The sequence below is a fragment of the Ruegeria sp. YTSC003 genome (assembly GCF_059609785.1).
On record NZ_JBXWMK010000003.1, the window covers coordinates 368941 to 387518 of the forward strand.

The window sequence follows — 18578 nt, forward strand, 5'->3', positions numbered from 1 at the left end:
TTCCATAAAGCTGCGCCAGAGTCGGGGATGAACGCAAATCGGAATCCGGGGAGAAGCCTGAGGATAACTTAGGTCAAAACCGGGTATAAGTTGGGGAAAACACCATGCCACTGGAAATGAACCGCGAAGTCTTCATCACCTGCGCTGTCACCGGCTCGGGCGGAACACAGGATCGCAGCCCGCATGTGCCGCGTTCGCCCAAGCAGATTGGCGAAAGTGCGATCGCCGCGGCCAAGGCAGGCGCGGCCATCGTGCATTGCCACGTGCGTGACCCGGAAACCGGCGCGCCCAGCCGCCGTCTGGACCTGTACCGCGAGGTGACAGATCGTATTCGTGAGGCTGAGGTCGACGTGGTGCTGAACCTCACCGCCGGGATGGGCGGTGACATGATCTTTGGTCCCACAGAATCTCCTCTGCCGCTGAACGAAGATGGCACGGACATGATCGGCGCGGCTGCTCGGGTGGAGCATGTGGCCGAGTGTCTTCCCGAAATCTGTACTCTGGATTGCGGCACCATGAATTTTGCCGAGGCCGACTATGTCATGACCAACACGCCGGGCATGCTGCAGGCGATGGGCCGAATGATGACGCATCTGGGCGTGAAGCCCGAGATCGAAGCCTTTGACACCGGTCATCTATGGTACGCAAAGCAGCTGGTGAAGGACGGCGTTCTGGACAGCCCGGCACTGGTTCAACTGTGCATGGGCGTGCCGTGGGGCGCGCCGGATGATCTGAACACCTTTATGGCGATGGTGAACAACGTGCCTGATGACTGGACCTTCAGCGCATTCGCGCTGGGACGAAACCAGATGGCTTACGCGTCAGCTTCCGTTTTGGCTGGCGGTAACGTGCGCGTTGGGCTTGAGGACAACCTGTTTCTCGACAAAGGCGTTCTGGCCGAAAACTGGCAGTTGGTTGAGCGGGCGAACACCATCGTCTCAAACATGGGTGCGCGGGTGATCGGCGCGCAGGAAGTGCGTGAGAAGTTGGGGCTGGTAAAACGAGCGCCTAAGTGAGTCGTGGTTTCGTTTCAGGTCTCTTTGTGACCGTGGCAGCTTGCTCGACATCTACAATTCAAAAGGCAGATGTCGAGTTTGATGGCGCTCACGCCCTGAACGAGATTTGCGAGAACATTGCAGGTGACTATCGCGCAGACCGAAACGCAAACCCCAAACTTTGCGTCGGCTATGATGAGAATGGCTGGCCCATAGATGGTGCAGAAATCAAACTGCCAGACAATTGGTGAAACTAATGACAAAAATAGCAGCTATCATCGGTGGCGGTGTCATCGGCGGCGGGTGGGCCGCGCGGTTCTTACTTAACGGTTGGGATGTCCGAGTGTTCGATCCGGACCCGGAGGCCGAGCGCAAGATTGGTGAGGTGCTCGACAACGCGCGTCGGTCTTTGCCAGGGTTGAGTGATGTGCTTTTGCCATCTGAGGGGGCGCTTACCTTCCACGACGATCTGACTGACGCCGTGCAAGGCGCCATCTGGATTCAGGAAAGCGTACCCGAACGGCTGGATCTGAAGCTGAAGGTTTACAAAAGCTTGCAAGAGGCCTGCGATCCGGAGGCAATCATCGGGTCGTCAACCAGCGGGTTCAAACCGTCCGAGCTGCAGGAAGGAGCGCTGCGTCCAGAACAGATTGTGGTGACGCATCCGTTCAACCCAGTGTATCTGCTGCCGCTGATCGAATTGGTGCCGACCGACAAGAATCCACCCGAAATGGTCGACCGCGCGAAGGACCTGTTGAAATCGGTGGGCTTCTTCCCTCTGCATGTCAAAAAAGAGATCGACGCGCATATTGCTGACCGGTTCCTCGAAGCCGTCTGGCGCGAGGCGCTGTGGCTGGTCAAAGACGGTATCGCGACAACCGAAGAAATCGACGAAGCAATTCGCATGGGCTTTGGCATTCGCTGGGCACAGATGGGTTTGTTCGAAACCTATCGTGTAGCCGGTGGTGAGGCCGGGATGCGGCATTTCATGGCGCAGTTTGGTCCGGCCCTGAAATGGCCGTGGACCAAGCTGATGGATGTGCCCGAGTTCACTGATGAGCTGGTCGACTTGATCGCGGATCAGTCTGACGCGCAATCGGGCATGCACTCGATCCGCGAGCTAGAGCGCATCCGCGACAATAACCTCGTTGGTATGATGCGGGCGCTCAAGGCGCAGAACTATGGGGCCGGTGCTGTTCTGAACCAGCATGACGCGGCGCTGAAACCAGGCGCACTTCCGACGATGGATCAGGCCGATCTGAGCCAGCCAATTCTGACCTTGTCGCGCGCGGTGCCGTTGGACTGGACCGACTATAACGGTCACATGAACGAGGCGCGGTACCTTGAGGCCTTCGCCGCGGCGACCGACCGGTTCATGGAGATCATGGGGTGTGATGCCGATTACATCGCCTCGGGCGGCAGTTATTTTACGGCCGAAAACCACATCCGCTACACCGACGAAGTCCACGCGGGTGCCAAGATCGAAGTGCGTACGCAGATGCTGTTGGGGCAGGGCAAGAAACTGCACGTGTTCCACTCAATGTATGAAGGCGACAAGTTGTTGGCCACGGGCGAAAGCTTCCTGCTGCATGTCAATCTGGAAACCCGTCGCCCGAGCGCACCTTCGGCCGAGATCGAAGCGGCTATGGCCCGGATCGCCGAAGCTCAGGCCGGATTGCCTTATCCTGAAGGTGCGGGTGCTGCGATCCGCAAACCGGCATGAGTGGGCGCGTTCTGATCACGGCTGGCGCGTCGGGCGTTGGCCGCGCCATGGCCGAGGCCTTTGATGCAGCCGGTGCGCAGGTTTGGGTGGCTGATGTTGACCCGAATGCCCTGTCTGATTGTCCGGCCCATTGGCAGCGGTCCGAGGCGAACGTCGCGGAGGAAAATGCCGTGGCCACCTTGTTCAATGACATCGAGGCGGAATGGGGTGGTTTGGATACCCTGTGCGCAAATGCCGGAATCGCGGGACCAACCGCTTCGGTTGAAGATGTTGAATTGGCCGATTGGCGCATGTGTCTTTCGGTGAACCTGGAAGGGGCCTTTTTGTGCGCCAAATACGCGTCTCCAATCCTGAAACGACAAGGCAGCGGCGCGGTGGTCATAACGTCTTCGACTGCGGGACAATACGGTTATCCCAATCGCGCGCCCTATGCGGCGGCGAAATGGGGGATGATCGGGCTGGCCAAAACTCTGGCGATGGAGCTGGGCGCACACGGAGTGCGGTGCAATGTCATTTGCCCTGGCTCGGTTGAGGGTCCGCGGATGGAAGGCGTCCTGCAGCGCGAGGCCGATGCCAAGGGCATGACACGCGATCAGGTCTATGAGGGTTATGCCTCGGGCACTTCAATGGGTCGCTTCGTCGAAGGGCACGACATCGCCAATATGGCCGTGTTCCTTGCATCAGATGCGGCGCGGTTGGTGTCGGGGCAGGTGATTGCGGTCGATGGGCACACCGTCAACCCCGACCCCAAAGTTTAAGCCTGATTGGGTCCGCGAATCTGGCGGATGCTCTGGCGAACTGCCTGCCAGTCGCGGGCTTGCTGCATGTTCCCGGCGTCTTTGCATTCGCGCATCTTCTGCGCGGCCTCGGCCTCGGCCTGATCTCCGTGGGCGGAATAAAGCGCCCGTGCGTATTGAGCGGTTTTTAGTGCGTCCATTCCTATGGTCCTCCGTCTGTGATCGGATCGCTCGAAAGTTCGCGCCAAGTGACGATATCACACCTTGGTCGCTTACGCATCTATGAGGCCGTTATCAGGCGGAAATCGTTGATCGTAGCTGCCTGAGATGATCGGGGAAGTCCCGCGCCGTCACATCCGCTTCTCGCACCAACGTATCGAAATGACGGGAAAAAACTTCGATTCTGTCGCGGTCCCGAAAGGCCATATAGTGACTGCCCGCGTAGAACACACACAGCAGCGGGCCAAAAATCGTGACCGGCGCAGAATAGAGGCGTTTGGCATCAAACAGATAGATGCGCATGCGGGGATAAAGCTGGTCGCTCAGCTCCAACAAGTGGTCGATCTGATCCATCCTGATCTTTGGGCACAGGCCTTCGTAGTATCCGGTCGCGCGGGCAAAGCTGTCGATCTCATACAGTGGCATGGCGATTTCATAATCTGATTGCGCACTGCGCATCCAAGTCAGCCTGTCTGCCGACGCGCCGATGGCCTGATCTGCTGTGCGTCCCAAATGCGGGGCGTATTCCCATTCCAGCACGGCGCGGGTTTTCAACATGTCGGGCAGGGTGGCGGGCACATAGCGAACCTTGTAGCCAGCCGCCTCTTTGTGCCATTCAAAGATGCGCTCATCGACCAGCGCGCGGGGCGCCTTGGTCATACTCAGAGAAAGCGCCAGTAGCTCTGCAGCGCTTTCTGGCCGATCCGATAAGCTCAGCAGCCAGTCAGCCGAAACACCAAGCGCTGTGGCGCAGCTGCCAACGACATGCGCGTTCGGCAGGCGCGCACCTTCGCCAGTCAAAAGTTGGGATATGGTCGATCGGTCGACACCGATATCCCGGGCAAGCGCGCTTTGGCTGATGTCACGTTCTTCCATCGCGCGGGCAAGGCGTTGGCGAAACTGCGCAGCGCGATCTCGTTTGTCTAATTTATCCGTCATATGGTGATTTATATCATAAGTGATGAGTTTTGTTAATCATATTCAGAATTTTCAACTCGGCCACGATCCGTAATTCTTAAACATAACAATAATATGGGTGACGGAATGGAAACGCGACGAAGATCGGTCGTGAAGGCTGTGGTGTGGAATGCGATGGGCCTGGTCATGATGACGCTGGTGGGTCTTATCGCGACAGGCTCTGCTGCAGTTGGCGGGACGTTGGCGATTGTGAACACGGGCATCGGCCTGACGATGTACGTGATCTACGAGCGCGTCTGGGCAGGCATCACATGGGGCCGAAATGTCTGAGCGGCCAGGTCCCGAGTGGGGCACCTTTGCCCTTATAATCGCATGCTACGCAGCTTGGCTTGCTGTGATCTTTATGTTCCCGGTTTGGCTGGCCATTCCCGCAATGGGATTGGTCGCGGCGTTGCACTCATCGCTGACACATGAGGCGCTGCATGGACATCCTTTTCGCACCCGTTGGTTGAACGAGGCATTGTTGGCGCTGCCGTTGACTTTGTTCATCCCATATAACCGGTTCCGCGATCTGCATCTGGCGCATCACAGGGATTCGACCCTGACTGATCCGTATGACGACCCTGAGTCGAACTATCTGGACCCGAAGGTTTGGAATACGCTCAAAGGCTGGCAAAAGCGACTGCTGAGAGCGAATAACACGCTGCTTGGACGCATGGTGCTGGGCCCGGCGATTGGTCAATTCACCTTCATTCGGGATGAGCTGCGCGGCGCTAAACGCGGAGACAAAGACATATTACTGGCCTGGGGGCTGCACCTGATCGGAGCCGCTGTGGTTTTGTGGATAGTCGCGCAATCGCCAATGCCGCTGTGGGCCTTTGTTCTGTCAGCTTACATTGGGTTGGGTTTGGTCAAGATCCGGACGTTTCTTGAACACAGGGCGCATGAAGACTCGGGTGCGCGTACCGTCATAGTTGAAGATCGCGGACTATTGGCTTTCTTGTTTCTAAACAACAACCTGCACGTCGTACATCACATGAATCCCGGTGCGCCGTGGTACCGATTGCCCGCTCTGTATCGGGCTGGAAGAGATCGGTATCAGTCAACGAACGAGGCCTATGTCTATCGGTCCTACGGCCAGATCTTCCGCTCGTACCTTTGGCGCGCGAAGGATCCGGTGGCGCATCCGCTCTGGCCAAAGGGCTGATTTGCCGACACAAGGGAATTCATGAGTTTGTGGATTCCCGTCACCATCGCCGCCGCGGCATTTCAGACCGTGCGGTTCATGCTGCAAAAATCGCTGAGCACCGTGAAGCTTACGGCTGCCGGTGCGACTTTTGCCCGATTTGCCTATTCCATGCCTTTGGCCGTTCTCGTGTTGGTCGTGGCAATGAAGGTAACCGGTTACAGCCTGCCAGTCCTGACCGGAAGATTCTGGCTGTTTGCAGTGATCGGCGGGACAACGCAGATATTGGCGACCATTTGCGTGGTGGCCCTGTTCAAACAGCGTAATTTCGCCGTCGGCATTACATTCAAGAAGACCGAGGTCATCCAGACTGCCATCGTCGGATTTCTTGTCTTGGGTGATCAGGTGTCCTCGGGCGCATTGTTTGCAATAATTCTGGGACTGATAGCCGTCCTGCTGCTGTCGAAAAATCCAGGCGGGGAAGGGGTTTGGTGGGCACATCTCACCAACCGGGCATCGCGCCTTGGGTTGGGTTCTGGCATTCTGTTCGCCTTCTCATCCGTCAGTTATCGCGGAGCGTCTTTGGAGTTGGGGGACATTGACGCATGGTATCGGGCGTTGATCACACTGGCTGTGGTCGTGTCGTACCAATTCCTGAGCATGGGATTGTGGTTGTTGTGGCGCGACCGGGCTGAGTTGCGCGCAGTTTGGGACACACGTCGAACCGGCGTCTTTGTCGGCCTCACCAGCCTGTGCGGTTCGTTCTGCTGGTTTTTTGCCTTCACGCTGCAAAACGCGGCCTATGTCAAAGCACTGGGCCAGGTTGAACTGATCTTCAGCCTATTCGCCTCGATCTTGTTTTTCCGCGAAAAAATCACCCGGCGCGAAATCGCCGGGATGACCTTGCTTGGTGCCTCGATACTGGCACTGGTACTTACGATTTAGCCTGCGCGGCGCTCGTCAAAGCTGAGGGCGATGAAGCTGGGCATGTGATCGCCCATGCCGACAACAGCAGGGCCTTTGTCGTCTCTGCGGCCACGGCCCTTGGGTTCTTTGTCCTTCTTCCGGTCGCTCTTCCTGCTTTCGCTTTTCTTGGCGTCAGTCGGTTTGGCTTTCCGCTCAGGCTTTGGCGCTTCTTCTTTGGCTTTGGGCTCTTCAGCCTGAACCGGGTTGTCGAGCCTGGGAATTTCTTTTTGGATCAGCTTTTCAATTGCGGCCAGGGCTTTTTCATCTCGCCCTGAACAGATCGTAATTGCTTTGCCATCGCGTCCGGCGCGACCTGTACGGCCAATTCGGTGCACGTAGTCTTCAGGGTGTCCGGGAACGTCGAAATTGAACACATGGCTCACCGACGGCACATCAAGGCCGCGCGCGGCCACGTCTGAGGCGACCAGCAGGCGCAAGGAGCCGTCGCGGAAACCATCAAGAGTTTTCATCCGCTGTGATTGGTCCAGATCACCGTGGATCGCTGCAGCGTCATATCCGTATTTTTTCAACGACTTCGCGCAGATATCTACATCGGTTTTGCGATTGCAGAAGATGATTGCGTTGGTGCATTTTTCACCTTCGGCATCGATCAGCGCACGCAGAACCTTGCGCTTGGCACTGGCTTCGCGATCGCGGCGACCGCCTTTGAACATGACAACACCCTGTTCGATGGTCTCGGACGCGGTGGCCTGACGGGCGACCTCGACGCGGGTGGGCGCGGACAGGAACGTGTCGGTGATACGTTCAATCTCGGGTGCCATAGTGGCCGAGAAGAACAGGGTTTGGCGCGTGAACGGTGTCAGCGAGAAGATGCGTTCGATATCGGGGATGAACCCCATGTCGAGCATTCTGTCCGCTTCATCTACAACCATGATCTGAACGCCGGTCAACAGCAGCTTGCCGCGCTCGAAATGGTCCAGCAGGCGACCCGGTGTGGCGATCAGAACGTCAACGCCCCGGTCAATCAGCGCGTCCTGCTCTTTGAAGCTGACGCCGCCAATCAACAGCGCTTTGGTCAGTTTCAAGTGTTTGGCGTACGTGTCGAAATTCTCAGCCACCTGCGCGGCCAGTTCCCGCGTCGGGCACAGCACCAGCGAACGCGGCATCCGCGCACGAGCGCGCCCACGGGCCAGCAAGGTGATCATCGGCAGCGTGAAACTTGCAGTCTTGCCGGTCCCTGTCTGAGCAATGCCCAGGACATCGCGCCCTTCCAGAGCCGCGGGTATTGCGCCTTCCTGAATTGGGGTAGGGGATTCGTATCCGGCTTCCTCAATGGCTTTGAGGACCTTCGGGTTCAGGTTCAGTTCGTTAAATTTTGTCATGTATGTCCGGTTCATGCGGACACTAGACCTGGCCCGCGCGTCAATGGAATGCCGGGCCCGGATGGCCATGCGCTGTCAGGCACATTTCGGCTTTGCGCGGACATAACAAAATCATGAGGCAGGGTCAAATGAAGAGGTTTTAACCTGATGTCGCTAGCGCCCACTGCTGGTTTTCCGCAACAATTCAGCAGCTTCCGGGGAAGTGTTTCGCAACTTTCGCGTCCAGATCCAGCGGTCTGTGCCGGATCAACCCATATTCTTCGAGACGAGCGCGTACGCCGGGATCGGCACCGCTAATTTCGTCAAAGAACGCGCGCAAGCCGTCCTGGCCCTGTTCTGTCTCGATCCAGTTGAACAACTCATTCTTGTTCAGACCGCCCAGTTCGCGCGGAACATTAGGGGACATGCCGGGTTGATAGGACCCACGCGCCATCCGAAACTGATAATGCGCCGCCCAGTGGTCCCAGTCAGGGGCGTGGCGATGACACAGCTCCAACCCCGGAAGTTCGAATTTGCAGGGCAGAAGCTTTTTGTTTTGAAACAGGTTGTGGATGCGAAAGTTCAGCTTTTCCATGCCTGTGCGGACGAAAAGCTTACCCTGAACGTGGCTGAGGAACCCGCCGAGTACAAAGCTGCCATAGTTGGGATAGACGGACTGTACCATGGCTGAGCGGTCCGGGCCGCTGGGGATATGCGCCTTGAACAGATCCTCGCCGCTTGCCATTGCCTCCATTGGCCGGACGCGGACGGCGGGGATGTCGGCGGGGACGGATTGCAACTGCTCCCGGATGGGTTTTGAAGACCACAGGAACTCGTCCACGTCGATATGGGCCAGCCAGTCCAGATCGGTGTTGCGATAGGCGAATGTGGCATGCAGCGTCTGACGAACCTGATGGCGTTCCGGTCGGTCGCGTTTGCGTTTCTCCCAAAAGGCATCGTCGCAGATTCGCGCTCTGATTTTCGGGTGTTTCCTGAGGGCCCGGTGCGCCTCACGATTGGGTTCGTCCAGGTAGATGTACAGATAATCCACACCCAGATCGAGGTGATGGGCCGCGAACCTGAGTATGTCGCGGGTCGATCCGCGAACCATTGAGACGATACCCCAGGTCGTCATGCCCAGACCTGTTGTGCGACGCCATATTCACGCGCAACGCAAGAATGAGGGTCGGGCGATTCCATGCTGAATTCAAAAAGTTTTTTCTGGGCGCCGAACCCGTGTAGTGCGCCTGTGGGCGTCTGGAAGTCGTCATTCATGCGGGTAAAATTGCACAGGCCATGTTGCCTGTGCAATCAGCCTGACGCATCACACCATCATTTCTTTCGTGGCCGTCAGGTTCAGTTCGGGATAGTCGCGGATGACCCGGTCGATGTCCCACTGAAGACGCGTCAGATAGACGATGTCGCCATCATGATCATGGGCGATGTGCTGCTTGTTGGCGTTGACGAACTTTTCGACCTCGGCCTTGTCACCACTGACCCAGCGGGCCGAGGTGAACTGAGATGCTTCGAACCGAACGGGCAGGCCGTATTCCATCTCGATCCGGCTGGCGAGCACTTCAAATTGCAGCGCGCCAACGACGCCAACGATAAAGCCCGATCCGATTGAGGGTTTGAACACCTTGGCCGCGCCTTCTTCGGCAAATTGCATCAGCGCCTTTTCCAGATGTTTGGCTTTCATCGGGTCGCCGGGCCGCACGGTCTGCAGCAGTTCAGGCGCGAATGAGGGGATGCCAGTAACCCGGATCGCTTCGCCTTCGGTCAGCGTGTCGCCGATGCGCAATTGGCCGTGGTTGGGGATGCCGATGATATCACCAGCCCATGCCTCTTCGGCCAATTCACGGTCGGACGCCAGAAACAGCACAGGGTTCGAAATCGCCATCGGCTTTTTCGACCGCACATGGGTCAGCTTCATGCCACGCTTGAAATGGCCCGATGCCATACGAACAAATGCCACGCGGTCGCGGTGCTTGGGGTCCATATTGGCTTGAACCTTGAAGACAAAACCCGCGACTTTCTTTTCGTCGGGTGCAATCTGACGCGGTTCGGCAGACTGGATCTGCGGCTGGGGGCCGTAGGCGCCAATGCCTTCCATCAGTTCCTTAACGCCGAACGAGTTGATCGCCGAGCCGAACCAGATCGGGGTCATATGCCCCTCAAGCACCGCCTGCGGGTCCATGGCGGGCAGCAGCTCGCGCGCCATCTCGACCTCTTCCAGGAACTTTTCCAACAGGTGCTCGGGCACGTGTTCGGCCAGTTTCGGGTCGTCCAGCCCATTGATTTCGATGCTTTCGGCCACCTTGTTGCGGTCGGCGCGGTCCATCAGTTCCAACCGATCGCGCAGCATGTCATAGCAGCCGATGAAATCGCGGCCCACGCCGATGGGCCACGCAGCAGGGGTGACGTCGATGGCCAGCATCTCCTGAATTTCGTCGATGATCTCGAACGTATCGCGGCTTTCGCGGTCCATCTTGTTACAGAATGTCAGGATCGGCAGATCACGCAGGCGGCAGACTTCGAATAGTTTCTGCGTCTGGCTTTCCACACCCTTCGCGCCGTCGATTACCATCACGGCGGCGTCCACAGCGGTCAGCGTGCGATAGGTGTCTTCCGAGAAATCACTGTGGCCGGGCGTATCCACCAGATTGAACCTGAAAGTGTCATAGTCAAAGGACATCGCCGATGCGGAAACCGAGATACCGCGGTCCTTCTCCATCTGCATGAAGTCCGAGCGGGTCCGACGCGCCTCACCCTTGGCGCGCACCTGACCGGCCATCTGAATGGCGCCCCCGTACAACAGGAACTTTTCAGTCAGCGTCGTTTTGCCCGCATCCGGGTGCGAGATGATGGCGAATGTCCGGCGCCGAGCAATCTCGGGCGGCAAAACGGGTTGGTTGGTGGCGGTATCAAGCATGAACGCGCGTATATGCGGGGAATTCTGCCGAGGCAAGACAAAGGGGCTGTTCAGAATCGCTCGACCATGGCAAAAAGAACATATAGTGAACAAATTATGGAGAGGTGTGATGAATTTAAAAGAAATCGCAAACGAACTGGTCGCTGGTTGCCGAGAAGGCCGGGCCAAAGCGAATTTGGATAAGCTCTATGCGGACGATGCCGTCTCCGTCGAAGCCGTGGATTACTCGGGCATGGGGCGCGAAGTCGCCGGCCGCGACGCGATCCGTGGCAAACAAGAATGGTGGGAAGGTGCACATGATGTGACAAAAACTTCGGTAAGTGATCCATTTGTGCATGGTGAGGACCGCTTTGCCGTAATTTTCGAAGTAAAGGGCACAGTGAAGGAAAGCGGTGACAGCTTTGATATGCGCGAAGTCGCCATTTACCACGTCGCGGATGGCAAGATTGTGCGTGAAGAGTTCTTTTATTGATCAAAGGTCCATTGCTGGTCTTCCCTGAAAGGCTGGTGCTAGATGTGCGGCAAATACAGGGAGGATCAGATGGATCTTGGTATCAAAGGTAAACGTGCGCTGGTCTGCGCCAGTAGCAAAGGTTTGGGTCTGGGTTGTGCCGAGTCGCTGGCCGCCGCGGGTGTTGATCTGGTGATGAACGCGCGGGGGACTGAGGCTTTGGAGGCATCGGCTGACCGCATTCGCGCTGAACATGGCGTACAGGTTCAGACTATCGCCTGCGATGTGACTTCGACTGAAGGACAGGTGCAGGTAATCGAAGCCGCGCAGGGTGTTGATATCCTCGTGACAAATGCCGGAGGCCCGCCCCCGGGTTTGTGGTCGGATTGGGATCGCGATGATTTCATCAAGGCGCTGGACACCAACATGCTGACGCCGATTGCGTTCATGAAGGCTTTGTTGCCTGGGATGATGGACAAAGGCTGGGGCCGGGTGGTGAATATCACCTCGCAATCTGTGCGCGCGCCGATCCCCGCACTGGGTCTGTCGAACGCGGCACGTACCGGTTTGACGGGGTATGTCGCGGGAACTGCGCGTCAAGTGGCGCCGAAAGGGGTAACGATCAATAACTTGCTGCCGGGCATTCATGCCACCGACCGGGCGGACTCGTTGGATGGTGGCGTGGCTGCGCAAAAAGGAATTTCGATGGACGAGGCGCGCGCTGAACGCGCGGCAACCATCCCGGCGCGACGGTATGGAACGCGTGAAGAATTTGGTGCAGCCTGTGCGTTCCTGTGTTCGCAGAATGCCGGTTTCATTGTCGGGCAGAACATACTGCTAGATGGTGGCGCCACTAATCTGACGATGTGATCATGGCACAAAACTTCTCGCTTAAAGATCAACTGTTTAATGTCGAAAAGACCCGCTATTTGGCGGGGCTTTTCGCGGGCGCGGACCCGTCCTTTGATGCCGAGGCGTTTGAGGCGCAGGTCATGTCGCGTCTGCTGGATCTGGAGCTGAAAGAGAGGATGGCCTGGATCGCCGAATGTCTGCAACAGGCGGTGCCGGGCGACTTGCCTCAGATCGCACCTACGCTGCTGCGCGCCTTGCCGCCACCATTGGATCCCGGCAAAACGGATGACGATTTTGGTGATTTCATCTTTGCACCGCTGGGTGACTGGGTTGTTGCCGTGGGGATGGATCATCCTGAGCAGTCATTGGATGTGCTCGAGGAACTGACCCAAAGGTTTTCAATGGAATGGGCCATAAGGCCGTTCCTCAATACCCATCAGGAACAGTTGCTGGCGCGGATGCAGGAATGGTGCGCGCATGACAGCTATCACGTGCGTCGACTGGTCAGCGAAGGCACAAGACCGCGTTTGCCTTGGGGGCAGGCGGTGGGGCTGGACCTGACCGATCCGCTGCCTTTACTGGATCGGCTGCATGCCGATGGAACGCGCTATGTCACTCGGTCGGTTGCCAACCATCTGAATGACATAACCAAAAAAGACCCCGATCTGGTTTTGGACCGGTTGCAGGATTGGGGCGGGAACGGGCGGCAGGATCAGGCCGAGATGGGCTGGATGACCTCGCACACCTTGCGTGGGCTTGTGAAAGCAGGCCATCCGCGCGCCATGAAGATGCTGGGCTTTGATCCTGATGCTGAAGTTTCGGCCGATGTTACCATCAAGGGTGACGCGCAGATCGGTGGAGCGCTGGAGTTTGATGTCGTGCTGAATGGCAATGGAAAACAACCGGTTCTGGTCGATTACATTGTTCATTTTCAAAGGCCTGGGGGTAAAACCTCAGCCAAAGTGCACAAGCTGAAACAGTCCGCGTTGGCAGATGGTGCTCTTACCCTGACCAAAAAGCACAAGCTCAAAGGTGACGCCACCACGTTCAAACTTATCCCTGGTGCGCATCGGCTTGAGATACAGGTGAACGGCAAACTGCGCGCGGGCGTTGATTTCGAACTGCTGGCATAACCCCTACACGCCCTCACGCTTTCGTCAGATTCTAAAGGCCCGGATTGCGCCAAGCCCCGCGCTGCTTTAGCTGCTATGCAGCCATCAGACAGAAGGATAACCGCGATGAAGCATGAGTCAGTGCAGAATTACTATGGCGAAGTCTTGCAGGGCAGCTCGGACTTGCAGACAAACGCGTGTTGTACGCCTGATGACATGCCGGATCATGTCAAAAAGATCCTGTCGACAATTCATGACGAAGTTCTGACGCGCTACTATGGCTGCGGTCTGATCGCTCCGCACGACCTTGAGGGAATGAGCATTCTGGATCTCGGCTGTGGTGCGGGACGTGATGTTTATGCCTTGTCCGCAATGGTAGGTGAAAAGGGGCGCGTTGTGGGTGTGGATATGACACCGGAACAGCTGGACGTCGCGCGGGCGCATCAGGACTATCACACGCAAGCCTTTGGGCATTCTGCCAGCAATGTGGAATTCCACCATGGCTATATCGAAAAGCTGGACGAGCTTGACCTGGAACCCGGTTCTTTTGACATCATCGTCTCGAACTGCGTGATCAATCTGGCCACCGATAAAGAGGCGGTTTTGCGTGGTGCGCATCGGTTGCTGAAAGACGGGGGCGAGATGTATTTCTCGGACGTCTACGCCGACCGCCGAGTGCCTAAAGAGATGGCCGAGGATGAGGTTTTGTACGGTGAATGCCTGTCCGGTGCCCTGTATTGGAACGAGTTCCTGTCGATGTCGCGTAAGGCAGGCTTTGGTGATCCGCGCCGGGTCACGCATCGTCCGCTGACCATCGAAAACGCTGTACTCGAAGAGCGTGTCGCGCCTCTTAAATTCCTGTCTGCCACCTACCGTCTGTTCAAGCTGCCCGAGTTGGAACCAGACTGCGAGGATTACGGCCAGGCCGTGATCTACAAGGGCACCATCCCGAATGCCCCGCATCTGTTCGAGCTAGATGATCACCACGCGATCGAGGCGGGTAAGGTTTTTCCTGTCTGCGGCAACACGTGGATGATGTTGAAAGACACGCGTTTCGCGCGGCATTTTGAGTTCATCGGTGATTTCTCGACCCACTACGGGATATTCGAAGGCTGCGGTGGTGAAAGCCCGTTTGAAGCCACGGGCGAGGCCCCATCCGGCGTCTGTTGCTGATCTCTTGCACCTGAGGGGCGGGGTTGTTATCCCCGCCTAAGCCCGATGGAATTGATCGGGAAAGGCAACGGGGCCCATCGGTGACAGAAAACGCTACTCCTCCTCGACTGGAAATCCGAAATCTGATCGCCCGGTATGAGGGGCGGGTCGTTGTGGATAACGTCTCACTGACGGTGCGGGCGGGGCAGGTGACCTGTTTGTTGGGGCCTTCGGGCTGCGGCAAGTCCACGACGCTGCGCATGATCGCGGGCGTCGAGATGCAGGAATCCGGTGAAATCTACGTCGATGGCAAGCTGATCTGTGACACGGTGTTTCGTGTACCGCCCGAGCGGCGCGAAATAGGGCTGATGTTTCAGGACTTTGCCCTGTTTCCGCATCTCAGCGTTGCCGACAATGTGGCCTTTGGCCTGAAGGGGCATAGGGACGAAAAACGCGCCCGCGTCGAAGCGCTGCTGCGCAAAGTCGACCTGATGCGTTTCGTCGACGACTACCCACATCATTTGTCAGGTGGCGAGCAGCAACGTGTGGCGTTGGCCCGCGCATTGGCCCCGCGTCCGCGGATCATGCTGATGGACGAGCCTTTCTCGGGCCTCGACAACCGGTTGCGGGACGGCATTCGGGATGAAACGCTTGCGATCCTCAAGGAAGAGGATGCCGCTGTTGTTCTTGTCACGCATGAGCCGGAAGAAGCGATGCGCATGGCGGATGAAATCGCCCTGATGCGGCGCGGTAAAGTCGTCCAACAAGGCGCGCCCTACAACGTCTTTACCCGCCCGGCGGACAAGGCGGCGGTGGCGTTTTTTAGTGATATCAATGTTTTGCAATCCAAAGTGAATGGGGCCTTGGCCGAAACGCCATTCGGGCAATTTCTGGCACCCGGCGTTCCGGACAATACAGATGTCGAGATCGTATTCCGCCCGCAGCACGTGCGGCTGGACTTTGACCGTAACGGCAAGGGGCCGCTGCCGACACCGACCGACGGCGTTGCCGCGCGGGGCGTGGTCGAGCGGGCACGGTTTTTGGGCAACGAAAGCCTTGTTGAATTTCGGATGGACCATGATGGCTCGATCCTGAGGGCGACGGTGCCCAATGTCTTTGTTCCCAGCCCGGGACGGGTCATGTGGCTGACCATCCGCCGTGACAGGTGTTTCGTTTTCCCGGTTTAGGCTGGAAAGCCACAGTTTAGCGCCAAGTGGTGCGCGAAAGCATCAGATTGGACGCGCGCGTTGCTTGCCGCGACGCGGGGGCGGGTCTATCAAGGGCAAAACGCCGGGTGGATGGGGCTTATGCGTATACTTCTGACCAATGATGACGGGATCAATGCCCCGGGGCTGATCGCACTTGAGGCGATTGCCGCCGATCTGGCAGGCCCGGATGGCGAGGTTTGGGTCGTAGCGCCTGCATTCGAACAATCGGGTGTGGGCCACTGCATCAGTTATACCCACCCGATGATGGTCGCCAAGCTGGGCGAGCGCCGCTTTGCCGCCGAAGGCTCACCCGCTGACTGTGTGTTGGCCGGGCTGCACGACGTCATGAAAGACACACCGCCCGATCTGGTATTGTCCGGTGTGAACCGGGGTAATAACTCGGCCGAGAACACGCTGTATTCCGGCACGGTAGGAGGGGCGATGGAAGCCGCCCTGCAGGGTATTCCTGCGATTGCCTTGTCGCAGTATTTCGGACCGCGCAATCTTGGTCTGGATGATCCTTTTGAGGCTGCAAAGCGTTACGGGGCCGACCTCGTGCGGCGAATTCTGAAAGCAACGCCTGAAGAGCAAGTCGATTACCGGCTGTTTTACAACGTGAATTTCCCACCTGTGCCGGCGGATGAGGTTCTGGGGACGCGCATCGCGCCGCAGGGCTTTCGCCAGGATACCAACTTCTCGGTCGAACCACACAGCTCGCCCTCGGGCCGGCGGTTCCTGTGGATCAAGGGCGGCTATCAGCACAATCCGACAGCACCCGGAACCGATGCGGCGGTTAACCTTGGGGGCTACATCTCGGTCACACCGATGCGTGCGGATCTGACGGCCCATGACGTTCTGAAACAACTGAAGTCGATCGAATGAGCGGACTTGATCCAGAAACAACCATGCAGTTCCTCTTTGCCCTGCGGTCGCGCGGGGTAACGGATGCGCGCGTTCTAGCTGCTATGGAACAGGTCGATCGGGGCCGTTTCGTCAAGGGTCTGTTCGCCGAGCGCGCTTATGAGGATACACCGCTGCCGATCGCCTGTGGCCAGACGATCAGCCAGCCTTCGGTGGTGGGGCTGATGACCCAGGCGCTGGATGTGCGCCCCCGTGATACGGTGCTGGAGGTTGGTACAGGCTCGGGCTATCAGGCGGCGGTTCTGTCCAAGCTGGCGCGCCGGGTCTATACGGTCGAACGTCATAAACGTCTGGTGCGCGAAACCGGCGAGCTGTTTCGAGAATTGGGAATGACCAATGTGACGGCGATGCTGTCTGACGGATCGTTCGGTTTGTCGGAACAAGCCCCGTTTGATCGTATCATTGTGACCGCCGCCGCTGAGGACCCGCCCGGGCCGCTCTTGGCGCAGCTCAAAATCGGCGGTATCATGGTTTTGCCGGTGGGACAGTCGGATGCGGTTCAGACCCTGATCCGGGTCAGACGCACTGAGACCGGCCTGGACTATGATGAATTGTTGCCCGTTCGGTTCGTGCCCCTGCTAGAAGGGCTTGGCAAAGACGGAGCGTAAGGAAATATTTCGCGATAAGCGCTGGAACCCCGGACAACAGGGGCAGGCGGTGAGGACAGTAAAATGAGAGCAGTTTCCAAATCAGCAGTCGCAGCAGGTGTTGCGTCTTTGGCGTTCCTCGCGGGATGCGAAGGCCCCATAGATTATGATCTGCGCGGCAATGTCGGTGGTTTTTCCACGGCCGACGCAGCGCAGGCGGCCACCGCGAACCGGCCTGCTCCGGATGCGCGTGGCGTGATCACCTATCCCAATTATCAAGTGGCCGTTGCGCGTCGGGGCGATACGGTTGGCGATATCGCTGCCCGGGTCGGATTACCGGCAGCGGAAGTCGCGCGCTTCAACGGGTTGCAAGCTGCGGACCAGTTGCGTGATGGCGAAGTGGTCGCCTTGCCGCGTACCGTCAGCGCTGCCAGTTCTGTCGATATCGCGACAATTGCAGGCACCGCGATTGACGCGGCGCCCGCGGATGGGTCGGTGCGCACATCGACGCTGGAACCGGCACAACCAACTGCCGCGCCTGCATCGGCCCCTGCGCCGACGGGGCCCGAGCCCATTCGCCACAAGGTCAAGCGCGGCGAAACCGCGTATACGATCGCGCGCCTGTATAACGTGCCGGTCGATGCTCTGGCCGAGTGGAACGGGCTGGGGTCTGACTTTACCGTCCGCGAAGGGCAGTTTCTGCTGATTCCCATCAAGAACCAGGCTGCACCCCGTCAGGAAGCTGCCGCTGCAACCGTTCCTGCGACCACGATCACCCAACCTGGGCAGGGATCGCCCACGCCGACCCCGCCCAGTGCGACGCAACCGCTGCCGGATGAAGATATCAAGCCGGCAGAACCCGCGCCGGACGTGACCGCCGAAGCACCCACAACGCAAAGCAATTCTGCACTTGGCCTGCCGGTCACCGGAACGATCATCCGCACCTATAAAAAGGGCTCGAACGAAGGCATCGACATTGCGGCCTCGCCTGGTAGCCCGGTTAACGCTGCCGCAGCGGGCACCGTCGCCGCAATCACGGCAGACGCGGATCAAGTGCCGATCATTGTGGTAAAGCACAACAGCGACCTGCTGACCGTCTACGCGAATGTCGAAAACATCACTGTGAAAAAGGGTGCTCGCGTCAAGCGCGGCCAAAAGATCGCCTCCTTGCGCGGCGGCGACAATGCCTACGTCCATTTCGAGGTGCGTAAAGGGTTCGAATCTGTCGATCCGGAACCCTATCTGCGGTGAGGGTTATGGCCCCGAGCGGGATGTGCCTTCTGCCAGAGTATTCGAG

20 protein-coding genes are annotated in these 18578 nt (G+C 58.1%); 15 read left to right on the forward strand and 5 right to left on the reverse strand.

Going from position 1 to position 18578, the window contains the following annotated elements; genetic code table 11:
* The first annotated feature begins 104 nt into the window (after positions 1–104).
* The 4 genes from bcoG to AC2FFH_RS08855 are packed head-to-tail and all read left to right on the forward strand — an operon-like array spanning position 105 to position 3476.
* Positions 105–1016, forward strand: coding sequence for a 3-dehydrocarnitine:acetyl-CoA trimethylamine transferase BcoG (gene bcoG, locus AC2FFH_RS08840; protein ID WP_496844225.1), 912 nt, complete (start codon positions 105–107; stop codon positions 1014–1016).
* Positions 1013–1246: a hypothetical protein gene (locus tag AC2FFH_RS08845; protein ID WP_496844226.1), complete on the forward strand. Its 234-nt coding sequence runs from the start codon at positions 1013–1015 to the stop codon at positions 1244–1246. Before bcoG ends, AC2FFH_RS08845 begins: the two co-directional genes overlap by 4 nt.
* Positions 1247–1251: 5 nt before the next feature.
* On the forward strand, positions 1252–2718 hold the full coding sequence (locus AC2FFH_RS08850) for a carnitine 3-dehydrogenase (protein ID WP_496844227.1): 1467 nt from the start codon (positions 1252–1254) through the stop codon (positions 2716–2718).
* A complete protein-coding gene (locus AC2FFH_RS08855; RefSeq protein WP_496844228.1) occupies positions 2715–3476 on the forward strand; it encodes an SDR family oxidoreductase in 762 nt (253 codons plus the stop codon). The genes AC2FFH_RS08850 and AC2FFH_RS08855 overlap by 4 nt, the downstream gene beginning before the upstream one ends.
* On the opposite strand, the gene AC2FFH_RS08860 is transcribed toward AC2FFH_RS08855, so the two are convergent.
* Together AC2FFH_RS08860 and AC2FFH_RS08865 are read right to left on the reverse strand one after the other, a co-directional pair.
* The gene (locus tag AC2FFH_RS08860) at positions 3473–3655 is read right to left on the reverse strand and encodes a hypothetical protein (protein ID WP_496738430.1); all 183 of its coding nucleotides are present in this window, start codon (positions 3653–3655) and stop codon (positions 3473–3475) included. The genes AC2FFH_RS08855 and AC2FFH_RS08860 overlap by 4 nt on opposite strands.
* Positions 3656–3749: 94 nt before the next feature.
* Complete coding sequence (locus tag AC2FFH_RS08865) at positions 3750–4613, reverse strand: helix-turn-helix domain-containing protein (RefSeq protein ID WP_496764538.1); 864 nt, start codon at positions 4611–4613, stop codon at positions 3750–3752.
* Positions 4614–4718: 105 nt separating this feature from the next.
* On the opposite strand from AC2FFH_RS08865, the gene AC2FFH_RS08870 reads away from it, so the two are divergent.
* The 3 genes from AC2FFH_RS08870 to AC2FFH_RS08880 are packed head-to-tail and all read left to right on the forward strand — an operon-like array spanning position 4719 to position 6723.
* Positions 4719–4922, forward strand: coding sequence for a DUF2061 domain-containing protein (locus AC2FFH_RS08870; protein WP_058278218.1), 204 nt, complete (start codon positions 4719–4721; stop codon positions 4920–4922).
* Positions 4915–5799: a fatty acid desaturase gene (locus AC2FFH_RS08875; RefSeq protein ID WP_496738432.1), complete on the forward strand. Its 885-nt coding sequence runs from the start codon at positions 4915–4917 to the stop codon at positions 5797–5799. The genes AC2FFH_RS08870 and AC2FFH_RS08875 overlap by 8 nt, the downstream gene beginning before the upstream one ends.
* 21 nt (positions 5800–5820) lie before the next feature.
* Positions 5821–6723, forward strand: a complete 903-nt coding sequence (locus tag AC2FFH_RS08880; protein WP_496844229.1) for an EamA family transporter — start codon at positions 5821–5823, stop codon at positions 6721–6723.
* Here AC2FFH_RS08880 and AC2FFH_RS08885 read toward each other — a convergent pair.
* The 3 genes from AC2FFH_RS08885 to AC2FFH_RS08895 form a co-directional block, all read right to left on the reverse strand.
* Positions 6720–8087 (reverse strand): DEAD/DEAH box helicase, encoded by a 1368-nt coding sequence (locus tag AC2FFH_RS08885; RefSeq protein WP_496738434.1) that lies wholly within the window; start codon positions 8085–8087, stop codon positions 6720–6722. The genes AC2FFH_RS08880 and AC2FFH_RS08885 overlap by 4 nt on opposite strands.
* Positions 8088–8271: 184 nt before the next feature.
* The gene (locus AC2FFH_RS08890) at positions 8272–9201 is read right to left on the reverse strand and encodes a glycosyltransferase family 2 protein (RefSeq protein WP_496844230.1); all 930 of its coding nucleotides are present in this window, start codon (positions 9199–9201) and stop codon (positions 8272–8274) included.
* A gap of 189 nt (positions 9202–9390) precedes the next feature.
* Positions 9391–10998, reverse strand: coding sequence for a peptide chain release factor 3 (locus tag AC2FFH_RS08895; RefSeq protein WP_496723114.1), 1608 nt, complete (start codon positions 10996–10998; stop codon positions 9391–9393).
* A gap of 109 nt (positions 10999–11107) precedes the next feature.
* Between AC2FFH_RS08895 and AC2FFH_RS08900 the strand changes: the two genes are divergently transcribed.
* The 8 genes from AC2FFH_RS08900 (at position 11108) to AC2FFH_RS08935 (ending at position 18532) form a co-directional block, all read left to right on the forward strand.
* Positions 11108–11470 carry a SnoaL-like domain-containing protein gene (locus tag AC2FFH_RS08900; protein WP_496723112.1) on the forward strand — a complete coding sequence of 121 codons (363 nt, stop codon included), beginning with the start codon at positions 11108–11110 and terminating at the stop codon, positions 11468–11470.
* Positions 11471–11539: 69 nt separating this feature from the next.
* Positions 11540–12319 (forward strand): SDR family oxidoreductase, encoded by a 780-nt coding sequence (locus AC2FFH_RS08905; RefSeq protein ID WP_496764547.1) that lies wholly within the window; start codon positions 11540–11542, stop codon positions 12317–12319.
* A gap of 2 nt (positions 12320–12321) precedes the next feature.
* Positions 12322–13434: a YhaZ family DNA alkylation repair protein gene (locus AC2FFH_RS08910; RefSeq protein ID WP_496844231.1), complete on the forward strand. Its 1113-nt coding sequence runs from the start codon at positions 12322–12324 to the stop codon at positions 13432–13434.
* Positions 13435–13539: 105 nt separating this feature from the next.
* A complete protein-coding gene (locus AC2FFH_RS08915) occupies positions 13540–14586 on the forward strand; it encodes a methyltransferase domain-containing protein (RefSeq protein ID WP_496764553.1) in 1047 nt (348 codons plus the stop codon).
* Between the two features lie 80 nt (positions 14587–14666).
* Positions 14667–15752, forward strand: coding sequence for an ABC transporter ATP-binding protein (locus AC2FFH_RS08920; RefSeq protein ID WP_496764556.1), 1086 nt, complete (start codon positions 14667–14669; stop codon positions 15750–15752).
* Positions 15753–15872: 120 nt separating this feature from the next.
* Complete coding sequence (gene surE / locus AC2FFH_RS08925; protein WP_496764558.1) at positions 15873–16655, forward strand: 5'/3'-nucleotidase SurE; 783 nt, start codon at positions 15873–15875, stop codon at positions 16653–16655.
* A complete protein-coding gene (locus tag AC2FFH_RS08930) occupies positions 16652–17302 on the forward strand; it encodes a protein-L-isoaspartate(D-aspartate) O-methyltransferase (protein ID WP_058271826.1) in 651 nt (216 codons plus the stop codon). The genes surE and AC2FFH_RS08930 overlap by 4 nt, the downstream gene beginning before the upstream one ends.
* 63 nt (positions 17303–17365) lie before the next feature.
* Positions 17366–18532, forward strand: a complete 1167-nt coding sequence (locus AC2FFH_RS08935; RefSeq protein ID WP_496844232.1) for a peptidoglycan DD-metalloendopeptidase family protein — start codon at positions 17366–17368, stop codon at positions 18530–18532.
* The last annotated feature ends 46 nt before the right edge of the window (positions 18533–18578 follow it).